Consider the following 16,477-nt stretch of genomic DNA (forward strand, 5'->3'; position numbering starts at 1 on the left):
TCAGGACGTGAACTCCCGAACCGGATCATTCCGGCCGCGTCCACATGCCCCGTTCTAGTCCCCCGCATCTGAACGGGGGCGGAGCGCGCCATTCATGTTCCGTTCATCAACGCAGTCCTGGCCCCCTCTTGAACCCGGAACAGGCCCACCTACATCAATGCTGTCCGCCGGATATCCGGGGACACCGGCCCTGCCCCGGCAGGTCGCTCGCCGCATCAGGGAGCGCTTCCAGCAGGCACCGGTCGACCATCAACCACGTTGCTCAATCGGAGAATGTGACCATGCAGACCATTGATTTCTCGCCCTTTTATCGCTCCACCGTCGGCTTTGACCGGCTGTTCAACCGCCTCGATTCGCTGGGCGCCCAGGAAGCCAAGACCTACCCGCCCTACAATATCGAGCGCACCGGCGACGACGCCTATCGCATCTCGATCGCGGTCGCCGGCTTCTCCAATGGCGACATCGCCGTCGAAACCAAGGAAAACAGCCTCGTCGTCAAGGGCGCCAAGCCAGCCGAAGCTGCTGACAGCAAAAGGGAATTCCTCCATCGCGGCATTGCCGAGCGCGCCTTTGAGCTGCGCTTCCAGCTCGCTGACTACGTCGAGGTTCAGGGTGCCACGCTCGAAAACGGCCTCCTGCATCTCGAACTGAAGCGCGAGCTGCCCGAGAGCAAGAAGGCCCGCACCATCCCCGTCAATGGCGGCACCGCCACCATCGAGGACAAATCGGTCAACTAAGTCACCGCAGTCTCGACGCAATTCCGCGCGGCCCCACTGGGGCCGCGTTCTTTTTGACCCACACCAGGCCGCCATGTCTCGGCCGTGCCGACCGGTCCAATGGAACCCCTCCGCGCGTCAGAAAGTTGATCAGGCACAGGCCCAAGCGCCCGCCCCATCAACCAGCGTCAGGAAGTTTCCCGATGAAAACCCCATCCATCGATCTCAAGGCCAATGCGAAATCTGCGGTAATCGACGTGCTTAACGCGCGCCTTGCCGACAGCATTGATCTTGCGCTCATCACCAAGCAGGCCCACTGGAACCTCAAGGGTCCCAATTTCATCGCCGTGCATGAAATGCTCGATCCCATGCGCGCCAGCATCGACACCCACGTCGACGTCATTGCCGAGCGCATTGCCCAGCTTGATGGCACCCCGCTCGGCACCAGCCAGGTCGTTGCCAAGGCCACCAGCCTTTCGGCCTATCCCACCGATATCAAGAAGGTGCCCGACCATCTGGCCGCACTCGCAGAGCGCTTCGGCAAGCTGGCCAACCAGGTGCGCGAAGACATCGACGCCACCGACGAGGCGGGCGACGCCGACACGGCCGACATCCTGACGGCGTTCTCGCGCGACCTCGACAAGAACCTTTGGTTCATCAAATCGCATCTTGAATAGGACTTTTTGACCGTCCGGTCAGCAAATGGGGCGCTCCACCGGGGCGCCCCACGCATTTTCGGGGCCAATTTCCTACAGTTTCCTATCGTTTTTTGCGGCAAGTCCTATTTTTTGTGTCCGAACCGCGGCAAAACCGCTTGCCCCCCGTTTTGAATTGTGCAAATGTGCCGTCGTTAGGGCAGCATGTCTGTCCTATCTGACGCATCGCCCCGCTCTCCGCGGCAAGCGGCGCACGCTGGTCCGGCTGGCCCGTTAGTCGATAACGGAAACGGACAGGCGGAGCTAACAGCGGTTGACAGGACTTCCTTTGGAAGGACGCTTGACCCAAGCTCGAATTATGAGCGGCCATTTGGATGCAGTGCCGCTCCCCACGCATGGACGCGAAGTTGCTCATTCGAGCCGTACTGTGTAGTACGACCCGGCTGAACACTGCGCCCCGAGAGGTAAGCATGCATCCGCCCCGCCGGCACACCGGCAACACCAGGATGCGCGAATAGAGCAACAGCCCGACGAGCGGGCCGAACAGAACGAGGTTGAGCCATGGCAAACGTACGGACCGGAATTCCCGCCCAGACGGAACAAGCCAATCGCAAAACCCTGATTCTCGACGGCAAGCGCGTCGAAGGTCGCCCCGCAGCCCAGGGTCTCTACGATCCGGCGCAGGAGCACGATGCCTGCGGCATCGGCATGATCGCCAACATCAAGAACAAGCCCAGCCATGAAGTGGTGCAGAAGGGTCTCGAAATCCTCGAGAACCTCGAACACCGCGGCGCCGTGGGTGCCGACCCGCTGATGGGCGATGGCGCCGGCATCCTGGTGCAGACCCCGCATGCCTTCTTCAAGAAGGTCCTGCCCTTCGCCCTGCCCGAAAAGCACGCCTATGCCGTGGCGATGATCTTCTATCCCAACGACACCGCCCTGCGCGATCGTTGTGCCACGCTGGTGCGCAAGTGCCTCGAACAGGAAGGTCTCTCGCTGCTGGGCGAGCGCGTCGTGCCCTTCGACAATTCCAGGCTCTCCGAAGGCGTCATCGCCACCCAGCCGATCATCGAGCAGATGGTTATCGCGCGCCCCGACGGCCTGACGCTCGATGAATTCGAGCGCAAGCTGCTGATCGTGCGCAAGGTCATTTCCAACACCGTCTACAAGGCGGTGCCGGAAAGCGACAGCGACAATGGTTTCTATGTCGTCTCCATGTCCGCCCGCACCCTGGTCTACAAGGGCATGTTCCTGGCCTATCAGCTGGGCGCTTTCTATACCGACCTGTCCGACCCCGATTTCGAAAGCGCCATTGCCCTGGTGCACCAGCGCTTCTCGACCAACACCTTCCCCTCCTGGAAGCTGGCCCATCCCTATCGCATGACCACCCACAATGGTGAGATCAACACCATTCGCGGCAACGTCAACTGGATGGCCGCCCGCCAGGCTTCGGTCTCCTCGCCCAAGTTCGGCGACGACATCACCAAGATCTGGCCGATCTCCTATGAAGGCCAGTCGGACACGGCCTGCTTCGACAACGCGCTCGAATTCCTCGTGCGCGGCGGCTATGCGCTGCCCCATGCGGCCATGATGCTGATCCCGGAAGCCTGGGCCGGCAACCCGCTGATGGATGAAGAGCGCCGCGCCTTCTACGAATATCACGCCGCCCTCATGGAGCCCTGGGACGGTCCGGCCGCCATGTCGCTCTCCGACGGCCGCTACGTCGTGGCCACGCTCGACCGCAACGGCCTGCGCCCGGCCCGCTATCTGGTGACTCGCGAAGGCCATGTGGTCCTCGCCTCGGAATCGGGCGTGCTCGATATTCCCGATGAGGACATCGTCGAGCGCTGGCGCCTGCAGCCCGGCCGCATGCTGCTGATCGACCTTGAGGAAGGCCGCATCATTTCCGACGAGGAAGTGAAGAAGGCCCTCGCCACCAAGAACCCCTATGCCGAATGGCTCGCCCGCAGCCAGATCGTGCTCGAGGACCTGCCGGCCACCGAGCCGCAGGCGCCCAAGAGCTCGGAGAGCCTGCTCGACCGCATGCAGGCCTTTGGCTACACCCAGGAAGACATCAAGCTCCTGATGGCGCCCATGGCCACCACCGGCCAGGAGGCCGTGGGCTCGATGGGCACGGACACGCCCATTTCGGCGCTCTCGAACAAGTCGAAGCTCCTCTACACCTATTTCAAGCAGAACTTCGCGCAGGTCACCAACCCGCCCATCGACCCGATCCGCGAGGAATCGGTCATGTCGCTGGTCAGCTTCATCGGCCCGCGCCCCAACATTCTCGATCTCGAAGGCTCTTCGCGCGAAAAGCGTCTCGAAGTGCGTCAGCCCATTCTCACCAACGAGGATCTCGAAAAGATCCGCGCCATCGGTGACATGCGCGACAACCAGTTCAAGACCAAGACCATCGACATCACCTATATGGCCGACAAGGGCGCCGCCGGCATGGAAGCCGCCCTCGAGGACATCTGCGCCATTGCCGAAGAGGCGGTGCGCGGTGAATACAACATCATCATCCTCTCCGACCGTCTGGTCGCAGCCGACCGCATTGCCATTCCGGCACTGCTGGCGACGGCGGCCGTGCATCACCACCTGATCCGCAAGGGTCTGCGCACCTCCTCGGGTCTGGTGGTCGAGACCGGCGAAGCCCGCGAAATGCACCATTTCGCCATGCTCGCCGGCTATGGCGCCGAGGCGATCAACCCCTATCTCGCCTTCGAGGCGCTGGCGGCCCTCCATGCCGAAGGCGAATATCCGCCTGAAGTCTCGGCCGATGAAGTGGTCTATCGCTACATCAAGAGCGTCGGTAAGGGCCTCCTCAAGGTCATGTCCAAGATGGGCATTTCGACCTACCAGTCCTATTGCGGCGCGCAGATTTTCGACGCCATCGGGCTCAACTCAGAATTTGTGAAGAAGTATTTCTTCGGCACCGCGACCTCGATCGAAGGCGTCGGTCTCGCCGAAGTGTCCGAGGAAACCGTCCGGCGCCACCAAGACGCCTTTGGCGGCGACGCCGTCCTGCGCAAGGCGCTCGATGTCGGTGGCGAATATGCCTACCGCATTCGCGGCGAAAAGCACGCCTGGAGCCCCGATGTGGTGGCCGACCTGCAGCATGCCGTCCGCACTGCCGAGGAAAGCCCGGAAACCGCCCAGGAGCGCTATGACAGCTTTGCATCGCGCGTGAACGCCGGCGAGAACGGCTATCTCGCCATCCGGCACCTGTTCGACATCAAGCCGCTTGGCGCGCCCATCGCGCTCGACGAGGTCGAGCCGGCCGCCAATATCGTTCGTCGCTTCGTCACCGGCGCCATGTCCTTCGGCTCGATCAGCCGCGAGGCCCATACGACCCTGGCCATTGCCATGAACCGCATTGGCGGCAAGTCCAATACCGGTGAAGGTGGCGAAGAGCCCGATCGCTACAAGCCCCTGCCCGATGGGTCGCGCAACCCCTTGCGCTCGGCCATCAAGCAGGTCGCGTCGGGCCGCTTCGGCGTCACCACCGAATATCTGGTCAATTCCGACCAGATCCAGATCAAGGTCGCGCAGGGTGCCAAGCCCGGCGAAGGCGGGCAGCTGCCTGGCCACAAGGTCGACTGGATCGTTGCCAAGACCCGTCACTCGACGCCGGGCGTGGGCCTGATTTCGCCGCCCCCGCACCACGACATCTATTCCATCGAAGACCTCGCCCAGCTCATCTACGATCTCAAGAACGTCAATGAGCAGGCCGATATCTCGGTCAAGCTGGTCAGCGAAGTCGGTGTCGGCACGGTGGCGGCCGGCGTTGCCAAGGCGCGCGCCGACCACATCACCATTTCCGGTTATGATGGCGGCACCGGCGCGTCCCCGCTGACCTCACTCAAGCATGCCGGCGGACCGTGGGAAATAGGCCTCGCCGAAACCCATCAGACGCTGGTGCTGAACCGCCTGCGGGCCCGCGTGCGGCTCCAGGTCGATGGCGGTCTCAAGACCGGCCGCGACGTTCTCATCGGTGCCCTGCTCGGGGCCGACGAATTCGGCTTCTCGACCGCGCCACTGATCGCGGCCGGCTGCATCATGATGCGCAAGTGCCATCTCAACACCTGCCCGGTTGGCGTCGCCACCCAGGACCCGGTGCTGCGCAAGCGCTTCAAGGGCACGCCCGAACACGTCATCAACTACTTCTTCTTCGTCGCCGAAGAACTGCGCGGCCTCATGGCCTCGCTCGGCGCCAAGACGCTCGACGAGCTGATCGGCCGCTCCGACCTGCTCGACCAGCGCCGGGCCGACGATCACTGGAAGAGCTTTGGGCTCGACCTCTCCAAGGTGTTCTACAAGCCCGAGCCGCTCGGCGGTGACACGCTGTTCCATTCGGAAACCCAGAACCATCACCTAGAATCCGTGCTCGACCGCAAGCTGGTCGAACTGGCGGCACCCGCCCTCGAAAACGGCACGCCCGTGCAGATCGAGCTGCCCATTCGCAGCCGCGACCGCTCGGCCGGCGCCATGCTCTCGGGTGCATTGGCCAGGAAGTATGGTCATGCGGGCCTGCCCGAAGACACCATCTCCATCACCCTGCGCGGCACCGCCGGCCAGGCTTTTGGTGCCTTCCTTGCCAAGGGCATCTCGATCGACATGATCGGCGACGCCAACGACTATGTCGGCAAGGGCCTCTCGGGCGGCCGCATCGTCGTCCGGCCATCCGACACGATCGGTATCGTGCCGGAAGATTCGATCATCGTGGGCAATACCGTGCTCTATGGCGCAGTCGCCGGTGAGTGCTATTTCCGCGGCGTGGCCGGGGAACGCTTTGCTGTCCGCAACTCCGGCGCCATCGCCGTGGTCGAGGGCACGGGTGACCATGGCTGCGAATACATGACCGGCGGCCTTGTCGTCGTCATCGGCAAGACCGGCCGCAACTTCGCCGCCGGCATGTCGGGTGGCGTGGCCTATGTGCTGGACGAGGACGGAACCTTCCGCTCGCGCTGCAACCTCGCCATGGTCGATCTTGAGCCGGTGCAGGAGGAAGAAGACCTCATGCGCAAGCTCCACCACCATGGCGGCGACCTCGAATGGCATGGCCGTGTCGACATTTCGGGCGACATGACCAAGCACGATGACGAGCGTCTGCATCAGCTCATTTCCAACCATCTGCACTATACCGGTTCGACCCGGGCCAAGCAGATCCTGGAAAACTGGGCCGAGATGCGCGCCAAGTTCGTCAAGGTCATGCCTGTCGAATATCGCCGCGCCATCCTCGAGATGGAAAAGAAGCGCTCATCGGGCGCCCATGCAGCCGCAGAATAAGGAGAGGGAGCAATGGGTAAGGTAACAGGCTTTCTCGAAATCGAACGCGAAGAGCCCCGCTACGAGCCGGCCTCTGATCGCATCCGCCATTTCGGCGAGTTCACCATCCCCCTTTCCGAGGGACGGGTGGTGGACCAGGCCGCGCGCTGCATGGATTGCGGCATTCCGTTCTGCCATGGCGATACGGGCTGCCCGGTCAATAACCAGATCCCGGACTGGAACGACCTCGTCTACAACGGCGATTGGGAGGAGGCTGCCCGCAACCTCCACTCGACCAACAACTTCCCCGAATTTACCGGCCGCATCTGCCCCGCCCCCTGCGAGGAAGCCTGCACGCTGAACCTCGAGGATGTGCCGGTCGCCATCAAGACCGTCGAGCAGGCCATTGCCGACAAGGCCATCCGATCGGGCTGGATCAAGCCGCAGGTGCCGGCCAGCAAGACGGGCAAGAAGGTTGCCGTGGTCGGTTCCGGTCCGGCCGGTCTCGCCGCGGCCCAGCAGCTGGCCCGCGCCGGTCACGATGTCCATGTCTATGAGCGCGAGCCCAAGGCGGGCGGCCTCATGCGCTATGGCATTCCCGACTTCAAGATGGAAAAGGAACACATCGACTTCCGCGTCACCCAGATGGAAGCCGAGGGCGCCACCTTCCACTATGGCGTCAATGTCGGCGTCACCACGCCGCTCTCGGACCTGCAGAACAGCCACGACGCCGTGCTGCTGGCCGGTGGCGCCGAAAAGCCGCGTCCCGTGGATGTCGAGGGCGTCTCTTTCGCCGGCGTCCACTTCGCCATGCCGTTCCTGGTGCAGCAGAACCGTCGCGTCGGTGGCGAGGATGTGTCGAGCGAATTCCAGCTCTCGGCCGCCGGCAAGCATGTCGTGGTCGTGGGCGGTGGTGACACCGCTTCGGACTGCGTCGGCACCAGCTTCCGCCAGGGCGCCATCGCCGTCACCCAGCTCGACGTGCGGCCCATGCCGCCCGAGCTCGAGAACAAGCTGACCAATTGGCCCAATTGGGCGGTCAAGATGCGCACCTCGTCCAGCCAGGCCGAAGGCGCCATCCGCGAATTCTCCGCCGGCACGATGAAGATCATCGGCGATGCCCAAGGCAATGTCACCGGCGTCGAATGCGCCCGCGTCGATCGCAAGCGCCAGCCCATTCCAGGCACCGAATTCGTCATCAAGGCGGACCTAGTCCTCCTCGCCATCGGCTTTGCCGGTCCCATCCAGGACGGCATGCTGACCGAGCTGGGCGCCCAGTATGACAAGCGCGGCAATCTCTTCGCCGACACCATGAGCTACAAGACCACGGTTCCCAAGGTCTATGCCGCCGGCGACATGCGCCGCGGCCAGTCGCTCGTCGTCTGGGCCATCCGCGAAGGCCGCCAGGCCGCCCGCTCCATCGATTTCGACCTGATGGGCAAGACGGATTTGCCTCGCTGAGAGCCGTCCCAACGGGCAAATCGCGCCTGTGGCGCGATTTGAGGCGAGCAGGCCATGAGACCTATGGTCGAATGGCGGGAAGCTTCGGCTCCTTCTCACCCTCCCCCTTGTGGGGCTTCGAGCCAACCCGAAGGGTAAAATGGTCCGGTGGACCATTTTGAGGTAAGGAGGCCATAAGAGCTAAGCTCGAATGGCTGGAAGCGAGATAGGACTTGGCCCTTGCCAAGTCCGTTGAATCGAGCAGGGTGGGGGTGTCGGTCTTTCGGCGCCCCCAAAAACTTGTCTGGGGCTTCGACACCCCCACCCCGGCCCTCCCCTCAAGGGGGAGGGTGCGCCAAGCGAGAGTGCATGGAATGCCCCAAGCCCCCTACACCGTCGACCAGCTGATCTCCGCCAAGGCCATCGCCGCCCGCGTCGAGGCCCTGGCCCATGAAATCACCGACGCCTTCAAGGACACCGACAAGCTCGTCGTGGTCGGCCTACTGCGCGGCTCCTTCATCTTCATCGCCGATCTCGTCCGCGAGATCGACCTGCCGGTCGAGGTCGACTTCATCGAGGCCTCGTCCTATGGCGACGCCATGGAATCGAGCCGCGAGGTACGCATCCTTAAGGACCTGCGCGGCGAAATTCACGGCCGCGACGTGCTGGTGGTCGAGGACATCATCGACACCGGCCACACGCTCAAGCACGTGCTCGAAATCCTCGAAACCCGCCATCCGCGCCGCATGGAAGTCTGCGCTCTGCTGAACAAGCCGAGCCGCCGCGAGACCGACGTCCCCGCCCGCTGGATCGGCTTCGACATTCCCGATGAATTCGTCGTCGGCTACGGCATCGACTACGCCCAGCGCAACAGAAATCTGCCGCATATCGGGAAGGTGCGGTTTGTGAACACCTGAGCATCGGTTCCTTAGCCTCCCTCCCCTTGATGGGGAGGGTAGCGAAGCTTGGCCGCAGGCCTAGGGTCTGTACTCAATAAGGATTCCCGTCTGGCGTGAGTTGTGATTCAAGGTTTCCGAGAGGAGACCGTTATGAAACAGCGACAATTGACGTGGTTGAGCGATGCGGAGTGGGCACGCATCGAGCCCTTACTGCCTCGCGGTCGCAAGGGGGCGCATCGGGTCGATGACCGTCGGGTGATCTCGGGCATCGTGCACATGCTCAAGAGCGGAGCGCGCTGGCGTGATTGCCCGCCTGAATATGGGCCGTACACGACGATCTACAACCGCTTCAACCGCTGGAGCCGGCAAGGCATCTGGCTGGGCATGTTCGAGGCGCTGACCGGGCACAATGGCATCTGGGGCACTGTCGCCCTCGACGCGACCCATATCAAGGCGCACCGTTCGGCGGGCGGTGCAAAAGGGGGGCCTTCGCGCAGGCCATCGGCATCTCGCGTGGCGGACGCACCAGCAAGCTCCACGGACTGACCGACGCCCAGGGCCGACCACGCCTGCTCATGGTCTCGGCCGGCAATATCAACGACATGACCATGGCCGGTGCCGTGATCGAAAAGGCCGCCGGTCGCTTCGACCGTCTCATTGCTGATCGTGGATACGACACCAACGCCATCCGCGCCGCCATCACTGCGCAGGGCGCTCAGGTCGTCATTCCCTCTACCGCCAGCCGGCGCGCGCCGATCCCATATGACCGCGATGCTTACAAGGCCCGAAACCTGGTGGAACGCCTCTGGTGCCGCCTCAAGGATTGGAGGCGCATCGCCACACGCTACGACAAGCTCGCCAGAAACTTCCTGGCCGCAGCGCTCATCCCTGCTGCCATAACCTATTGGTGCAATTGAGTCCGGACCCTAGCGGAGTTGGGTGGGGTGATGGCAGGCGCAGCGCTCGTTGCTCCACCCCACCCTCATTCCCTCCCCATCAAGGGGAGGGAGGCGCAAGGGCACAGATGCCCCCACCGCCCGCTACCGCTTCCGAAACGTGCTGAACTGGAATCTCTGCACGCTGCCCCAGGGCGTCACATGCTCGTGCCGGCGATGATCCACCAGCTCAAAGCCCGGCCCCAATAGCGCCGCAAGGCTCTCAGCGTCATGCCGCACCACCGGAAGCCCGCTGCATTTTTCCGGCCCATCGGGCGCAAAAGTACCGATCACCGCAAAGCCGCCGGGTTTGAGGGCCTTGTCAATCACACTTGAATAACGCGCCTGGTCCTCTGGAGCGGTCAGGAAATGCAGGGCCGCCCGATCGTGCCAGGCATCATAACTCCGTTGCGGCACCCATTGGGTGACATCCCCGGCGATCCAGTCCACCCGCGCATCAGCGGGCAATCGGGCACGGGCAATGTCGAGCGCCGCCTGTGACAGGTCGAGCACGCTGACCCAGTCCTGCCTGCGCGCCACCAGCGCATCGACCAGCCGCGAGGCGCCGCCGCCGATATCGACGACGGCATGCCCCGTCGCAAGGCCCGCCGTGTCGAGCAATTCGAGCGAGAAGGCCGGGTTTTCCTCGAACCAGGAAACCTCGTTCTCGCCCTTGCTTGAATAGACGCCCTGCCAGTGGTCCTGCCGCTCGCTCACATCACCGCCCCGACCTGCCACGGCACGAATTCATTGTCACCATAGCCCAGAGCTTCCGACTTGGTCTGTTCGCCCGAGGCGACCTTGAGCATCAGGTCGAAGATTTCCTGGCCCTTGGCCTCGATGGACACACCCTCGACGATGTCGCCGCAATTGATGTCCATGTCCTCGGTCATGCGCTGATACATGTCCGAATTGGTGGCGAGCTTCATTGACGGCACCGGCTTGCAGCCATAGGCCGAGCCGCGACCGGTGGTGAAGGCGAGGATATTGGCGCCACCGGCCACCTGACCCGTCGCCGAAACCGGGTCAAAGCCGGGCGTGTCCATGAACACGAAGCCCTTTTCGGTGACCTTTTCGGCATATTCGTAAACCGCCGTCAGCGGCGTCGTGCCGCCCTTGGCCGCCGCGCCCAGCGATTTTTCCAGAATGGTGGTGAGGCCGCCCAGCTTGTTGCCGGGTGAGGGATTGTTGTTCATCTCCCCGCCATTGCGGCTCGTATAGTCTTCCCACCACTTGATACGCTCGATCAGCTTTTCGCCGACCTCGCGATTGACCGCGCGGCGGGTCAGCAGATGTTCGGCGCCATAGATTTCCGGCGTTTCCGAGAGAATGGCCGTGCCGCCATTCCTGACCAGGATATCGGCGGCCACACCCAGCGCCGGATTGGCGGTAATGCCCGAATAGCCATCCGAACCGCCACATTGCAGCGCCAGCGTCAGATGGCTGGCATCGACCGTTTCGCGCCGCGCCTTGGCGGCGACCGGCAGCATTTCCTTGATGCGCTCGACGCCCCAGTCGATCATCTTCCGCGTCCCGCCGATCTCCTGGATCGTCATGGTCTGGAACGTGTCGGTTTCGGAAAGGTTATAGGCTTCCTTCATCTTGTCGATCTGGAAGGCCTCGCAGCCGAGGCCCACCAGGAGCGCCGCGCCCAGATTGGGGTTGGACGTATAGCCCCACTGCGTGCGCCGGAAAATCTGGTAGCCCTCGCCGGTCAGGTCCATCGCGCAACCCGTGCCATGGACGAAGGGAATGACGCCGTCGATCTCGGGATGGTCGTCGAGCACACCCGAGCGGTTGATCGCCTCGGCCATGAACTTGGCGACCGTCGCCGAACAGTTCACCGAGGTCAGGATGCCGACATAATTGCGGGTGCCCACATCGCCATTGGCGCGCTTGAAGCCCTCAAAGGTCGCTCGCTTGTTCGCCGCCAGCATCTCCACCGGCACCACGCCCTCGGCAAAGGCATAGTCATGGCTCAGCGTGCCGTCCTTTCCACCCATCCCGCAATTGTGCTCGTGCACCCAGTCACCCGGGGCGATCCCCTCCTTGGCAAAGCCGATGATCTGCCCGAACTTCATCACCGCCTCGCCCGCGCCAATGGCGCGCGTCGCAAACTTGTGGCCGCGCGGCACGCGCCGCACGATGCTCACCCCCTGCGCCGTCTCGGTGCCGACATCGAGATTGGCCAGGGCCACCGCAATATTGTCGGCGGCATTGAGCACGAGCGTTTTGCCTTGCGGCTGGATGACATGTTCGTTCATCAAAGGGGTCCTGGAGGTCCGATCAAGCGCTTTACGCCGCCGGTTTTTCTCGCCAGATTGCACCCGCAATCGAGAGGACCGGCATTGTCATTCAACGCGCCACTAACTAACATGTTAGCATGAAAACGGAAGCCGGTCCCTATGATTTTCTGCCCCCCGCGGGCACTTTCTCGCGTGGCAGCGTCACAATTGACGTCACCAACACGCTACGCGACGCCATTGTCACGCTGGCCCTGCCCCCCGGCTCCATGCTCGACAAGTCCGCCATTTGCAGCCAATTGGGCGTCTCCCGCTTCCCGGTGAGCGAGGCCCTGGCACGGCTTGCCGAAGAAGGGCTGGTCGATATCGCCCCGCAGCGCGGCTCGACCGTCTCGCTGGTGAAAATCGCCGATGTCCGGGAATACATGCTGATCCGCAAGGGGTTAGAGAGCGAAGCCCTGCGCGTCCTCATCGGCAAGCATGATGCCGAGGTCATCGAAGCCCTGCACGCCAATATGGCCGCCCAGCGCGACGCCGCCTCCCGCGATGATGCCGAGACTTTCCACCAGATCGACGTCGACTTCCACGACATCATCTTCCGCTCCATGCGGCTGACCAAGGTCAAGGCTATCATCGACAAGGCCCGCGCCAATCTTGATCGCGCCCGCCGCCTCATCATCACGCCACGCCGCCTCAACCACACCATCGCCGAACACCAGGCCATTTTCGACGGCATCCTTGCCGGCGACGCGCCGCAGGCCATCGCCGCCATCCGTGCCCATATCGATGCGGTGATGATCGAGTTGTTCGCCTTCGCGCAGGAGCGGCCGCAGCTGTTCGCCGACGGCGCCGAGTTCACCACTGAAGACAACGATTTTCCCTTCGGCTAGCCCAAAAGGTCAGGACATCATGCTCAAGCTCATCCCGGCCCTGCTCGGCCCCGAACTGCTCTCCACCCTGCGCGCGATGGGCCATGGCGACGAGATCGTCATTGCCGACGCCAATTTCCCGGCCGAGTTCCTTGGCCCCCTGGTCGTCCGGGCCGACGGCATTTCCGCCACCGCCATGCTCGATGCGGTGCTGACCCTGCTGCCGCTCGATCAGTTCGTGGAAGAGACCGCGATTGGCATGGAGGTCGTTGGCAACCCGACTGCCCGCCAGCCCATCGACGACGAATTCGAGGCTATTATTGCCCAGCATGAGCCGGAGAAGCGCTACACCAAGATCGAACGCTTCGCCTTCTACGAGCGCGCCAGCAAGGCTGCGGCCGTGATCCAGAGCGGCGAAACCCGGCTCTACGGCAATATCATCCTCAAGAAGGGCGTCATTCGTCCAAAAGCCTGACGCTTTCGACCAAAGCGGCCCTCGACAGACTAACATGTTAGCTCTATGACGAGCCAGAAATCCAAAGCCCCTGCCACCTCCCCCTTGATGGGGGAGGCAAGCGCAGCTAGGCCAATCGGCCGTAGCGAAGCTAGGTGGGGGTGACGACGGGCACAATGCTCGCGTTCATCGCAATCGGAGGAGACCCTGCCATGAAACTGCTTCGCGTCGGCGCCAGGGGCGCTGAAAAGCCCGCCATTCTTGCCGCGGACGGCTCCATTCGCGATCTTTCGGGCGTCGTCACCGATATTGGTGGTCAGGCGCTCACCCCCGAGGGCCTGGCCAGGATCCGCGGCACCGACATCGACATGCTGCCCAAACTGGATGCGGACCAGCGCATCGGCCCCTGCGTCGCCAATGTCGGGAAATTCATCTGCATCGGCCTCAACTATGCCGATCATGCCGCCGAAACCGGCGCCAAGATTCCCGAAGAGCCGATCATCTTCATGAAGGCCACCAGCGCCATTATCGGCCCCAATGACGATGTCATCATTCCCAAGAATGCCATCAAGCCCGATTGGGAAGTCGAACTGGCCGTCGTCATCGGCAAGGAGGCCCGTTATGTCGAGGAGGCCGACGCCATGGACTACGTAGCCGGCTATTGCGTCTGCAATGACGTTTCCGAGCGTCATTTCCAGACCGAGCGCGGTGGCACCTGGGACAAGGGCAAGGGCGCAGACACCTTTGGTCCCATCGGTCCCTGGCTGGTGACAAAGGACGAAGTCGCCGATCCGCAGAATCTCAAGATGTGGCTCGAGGTCGACGGCAAGCGCTACCAGGACGGCTCGACCCGGACGATGATCTTCGGCGTCGCCAATGTCGTTGCCTATGTCAGCCAGTTCATGAGCCTGCAGCCGGGCGACATCATCACCACCGGCACGCCGCCCGGCGTCGGCATGGGCATCAAGCCCGAGCCGGTCTGGCTCAAGCCGGGCAATGTCATGCGCCTCGGCATCGAGGGCCTTGGCGAGCAACGCCAGAACGTCCGGGCTTACACGGCCTGATCGCCTGCTCTTTCCGCGGTTTCAGGGCTTCGACCCGAAGGGCGGATGGCTCCATTGGGGCCATCCGCGGCGAGCGGGCTCCGCAGGCAAGCCTCACCGCGCCAGGGAAAATCCCTTTGAGCTGAATGAAAAGAACTTGCCCAACAGCCCGGACAGCGGCGGCCAGTTCATCACATTGACCCCCACATCACGCACCAGGGCGTGAAACGGCGTCGCCGGCACGAACCAGTTTGCCATGCGCCGCCCCGCCTGCTGCTTCTCCTCGACCAGCGGCCGCAACTGTGTCTCGAACCGCGCAAGGGCTGCCTCGACATCCTCGGCGCCGTCCAGCACCTGTCCCAGCGCTCGGCCGCCCGCCATGGCCAGCGAGGCGCCTTGCCCCGCCAGCAGCGACACCGCATAGGCCGCATCGCCGACAAGGATGGTGCGGCCCTTGTGCCAGCGCTCCATCTCCACCTGGGCAACGATGTCGTAGTAGATGTCGGCGTTCTCCGGGGCCGCCCGCAGCACCTCCGGCAGCACCCACCCCAGATTTCCGAATGACGAGACGAGCGCGCCTCGCATATCGGAGGGCCGTTGCAGCGTATCGGCACGCATCACGAAAAAGCTCATGATCCGCTGCGGATCGACTTCATAAAGCCCTGCCATGCGGTCGCGCGCCGTCATCATCTTGAAGTCGCCGGCCAATTCGGCGGCAACGGCCCCGCTCTCGAAGAAATAGGCCGCCGTATGAAAGCCCAGCGGCCGGATGAACTGCTCTTCGGGGCCAAATACCAGCCGCCGAACCCGGGAATGAATGCCATCGGCCCCCACCAGCAGGTCGGCGTCCATGCTCTCTCCCGCCGTGGTCGTTATGGCGACGCTTTCGGGGCGATCCTGCACCGCGACGATTTCGGTCCCGTAGCGCATGTCCACGCCATCGGGTAGCGCACCATGCAGAACCCGCTCGATATCCCCACGCAAGATCGGGAACAGCTTGCCGTCCGCAGCGCTGACCATCCGGTCATAATCCATGCTCGAGCCGGTCTGCCCCCTGGCATTGACGAAGTCCACACGGCCCACGCCCCGCGCGTGTTGGCGCAGCGCCGCGATCACGCCGAGATCCTCCGCCGCCTCGAAGCCCGGACCAAAAAAGTCCAGCATGTAGCCCCCCGCCCGCAAGCCAGGTGCCTTCTCGATCATGGTGACGTCCCACCCGGCGCGGTGCAAAGCCAGTGCCGTGGTCAGTCCGGCAATGCCGGCGCCGGAAATCAGGGCCTTCATGGTGCTTGCTCCTCTGGTGCGATGCGGTCGACGAAGGCCGACCAGGCGGCGGCCTGTTCGGCAGCGCGTTCGGGAAAGAGCTGGCGATGCAAAGCCAGGCCATCGCCCGTAAGAAGGATCAGGCCCGCAAGACTGCGCCGCTCATCCGGCATGAACCGGTCCGGAGCCAGTTGCGCCAGCACTGCCTCGAAATGGGCCTGGGCGGCCTCGGCGATCTCTGCGAGCCGATGCCGCAGCGCAGGATTGCCCCGTGCCCGTCCGACAAAGGCAAAATAGGCGCCCGACAAGGCCGGATCAGCCTCCATCTGTGCCGTTGTGTCGGCACCCAGTGCTACCAGCCAATCCCGGAGACGGGTTTCTGGCGCGGGCCACATGCTTGGCATCGCCATGATAAAGGCCTCCAGGGCCTCAAGCACGATATCCTCGAGGCGCTCGAAGTGATGGAACACATTGGCCTTGCTCACGCCGGCCCGTTCGGCGACGGCAGAGGCCGTCAGGGCATCGCTGCCGCCCTCGGCCATCACCGCCATGGCCGCCTCGACAATGGCCTGCCGTTTGCTGGATCTGATCATCTGCGCCTCTCCATCTCGCTTCCATATAACTGACCGACCGATCGGTCAGCAAGTAGAGAAGGAAATTTTTCTCCGAGCGTCCGGTCGCTAAGCGC

General features: G+C 63.3%; 13 protein-coding genes. 9 read left to right on the forward strand and 4 right to left on the reverse strand.

Annotated elements, in window-relative coordinates; all coding sequences use genetic code 11:
* Positions 1 to 281 precede the first annotated feature (281 nt).
* From K1X15_RS17290 to K1X15_RS17315, 6 genes are all read left to right on the forward strand, one after another.
* On the forward strand, positions 282 to 737 hold the full coding sequence (locus K1X15_RS17290; RefSeq protein WP_220304828.1) for an Hsp20 family protein: 456 nt from the start codon (positions 282 to 284) through the stop codon (positions 735 to 737).
* 182 nt (positions 738 to 919) lie between these two features.
* Positions 920 to 1,393 carry a DNA starvation/stationary phase protection protein Dps gene (dps, locus tag K1X15_RS17295; protein WP_220304829.1) on the forward strand — a complete coding sequence of 158 codons (474 nt, stop codon included), beginning with the start codon at positions 920 to 922 and terminating at the stop codon, positions 1,391 to 1,393.
* A 540-nt stretch (positions 1,394 to 1,933) separates the two neighbouring features.
* On the forward strand, positions 1,934 to 6,664 hold the full coding sequence (gltB, locus tag K1X15_RS17300; RefSeq protein ID WP_220304830.1) for a glutamate synthase large subunit: 4,731 nt from the start codon (positions 1,934 to 1,936) through the stop codon (positions 6,662 to 6,664).
* A 12-nt stretch (positions 6,665 to 6,676) separates the two neighbouring features.
* Positions 6,677 to 8,104: a glutamate synthase subunit beta gene (locus K1X15_RS17305; RefSeq protein WP_220304831.1), complete on the forward strand. Its 1,428-nt coding sequence runs from the start codon at positions 6,677 to 6,679 to the stop codon at positions 8,102 to 8,104.
* A 353-nt stretch (positions 8,105 to 8,457) separates the two neighbouring features.
* Entirely contained in the window at positions 8,458 to 9,000 is a 543-nt protein-coding gene (gene hpt / locus K1X15_RS17310; RefSeq protein WP_220304832.1) for a hypoxanthine phosphoribosyltransferase, read from the forward strand.
* A 132-nt stretch (positions 9,001 to 9,132) separates the two neighbouring features.
* A protein-coding gene (locus tag K1X15_RS17315) for an IS5 family transposase (protein ID WP_420828345.1) occupies positions 9,133 to 9,899 on the forward strand; the annotation gives its coding sequence in 2 pieces (ribosomal slippage) (positions 9,133 to 9,474 and positions 9,477 to 9,899; 765 coding nt in all).
* A gap of 123 nt (positions 9,900 to 10,022) precedes the next feature.
* On the opposite strand, the gene K1X15_RS17320 is transcribed toward K1X15_RS17315, so the two are convergent.
* Together K1X15_RS17320 and K1X15_RS17325 are read right to left on the reverse strand one after the other, a co-directional pair.
* A complete protein-coding gene (locus tag K1X15_RS17320) occupies positions 10,023 to 10,634 on the reverse strand; it encodes a class I SAM-dependent methyltransferase (RefSeq protein ID WP_220304834.1) in 612 nt (203 codons plus the stop codon).
* Positions 10,631 to 12,181: a UxaA family hydrolase gene (locus K1X15_RS17325; RefSeq protein WP_220304835.1), complete on the reverse strand. Its 1,551-nt coding sequence runs from the start codon at positions 12,179 to 12,181 to the stop codon at positions 10,631 to 10,633. The genes K1X15_RS17320 and K1X15_RS17325 overlap by 4 nt, the downstream gene beginning before the upstream one ends.
* Positions 12,182 to 12,300: 119 nt before the next feature.
* Here K1X15_RS17325 and K1X15_RS17330 point away from each other — a divergent pair, with 119 nt between their 5' ends.
* The 3 genes from K1X15_RS17330 to K1X15_RS17340 all read left to right on the forward strand — a co-directional run bounded on the left by K1X15_RS17330 (position 12,301) and on the right by K1X15_RS17340 (position 14,547).
* Positions 12,301 to 13,050 carry a GntR family transcriptional regulator gene (locus tag K1X15_RS17330; protein ID WP_220304836.1) on the forward strand — a complete coding sequence of 250 codons (750 nt, stop codon included), beginning with the start codon at positions 12,301 to 12,303 and terminating at the stop codon, positions 13,048 to 13,050.
* Between the two features lie 19 nt (positions 13,051 to 13,069).
* Complete coding sequence (locus K1X15_RS17335; RefSeq protein ID WP_220304837.1) at positions 13,070 to 13,504, forward strand: RbsD/FucU family protein; 435 nt, start codon at positions 13,070 to 13,072, stop codon at positions 13,502 to 13,504.
* Between the two features lie 191 nt (positions 13,505 to 13,695).
* Positions 13,696 to 14,547, forward strand: a complete 852-nt coding sequence (locus K1X15_RS17340) for a fumarylacetoacetate hydrolase family protein (RefSeq protein WP_220304838.1) — start codon at positions 13,696 to 13,698, stop codon at positions 14,545 to 14,547.
* Positions 14,548 to 14,640: 93 nt separating this feature from the next.
* Here K1X15_RS17340 and K1X15_RS17345 read toward each other — a convergent pair whose 3' ends face one another.
* Both K1X15_RS17345 and K1X15_RS17350 read right to left on the reverse strand, forming a co-directional pair.
* A complete protein-coding gene (locus K1X15_RS17345; protein ID WP_220304839.1) occupies positions 14,641 to 15,810 on the reverse strand; it encodes an FAD-dependent oxidoreductase in 1,170 nt (389 codons plus the stop codon).
* The gene (locus K1X15_RS17350) at positions 15,807 to 16,382 is read right to left on the reverse strand and encodes a TetR/AcrR family transcriptional regulator (protein WP_220304840.1); all 576 of its coding nucleotides are present in this window, start codon (positions 16,380 to 16,382) and stop codon (positions 15,807 to 15,809) included. The genes K1X15_RS17345 and K1X15_RS17350 overlap by 4 nt, the downstream gene beginning before the upstream one ends.
* Positions 16,383 to 16,477 lie beyond the last annotated feature (95 nt).

The organism is Devosia salina, assembly GCF_019504385.1.
Classification (GTDB): domain Bacteria; phylum Pseudomonadota; class Alphaproteobacteria; order Rhizobiales; family Devosiaceae; genus Devosia; species Devosia salina.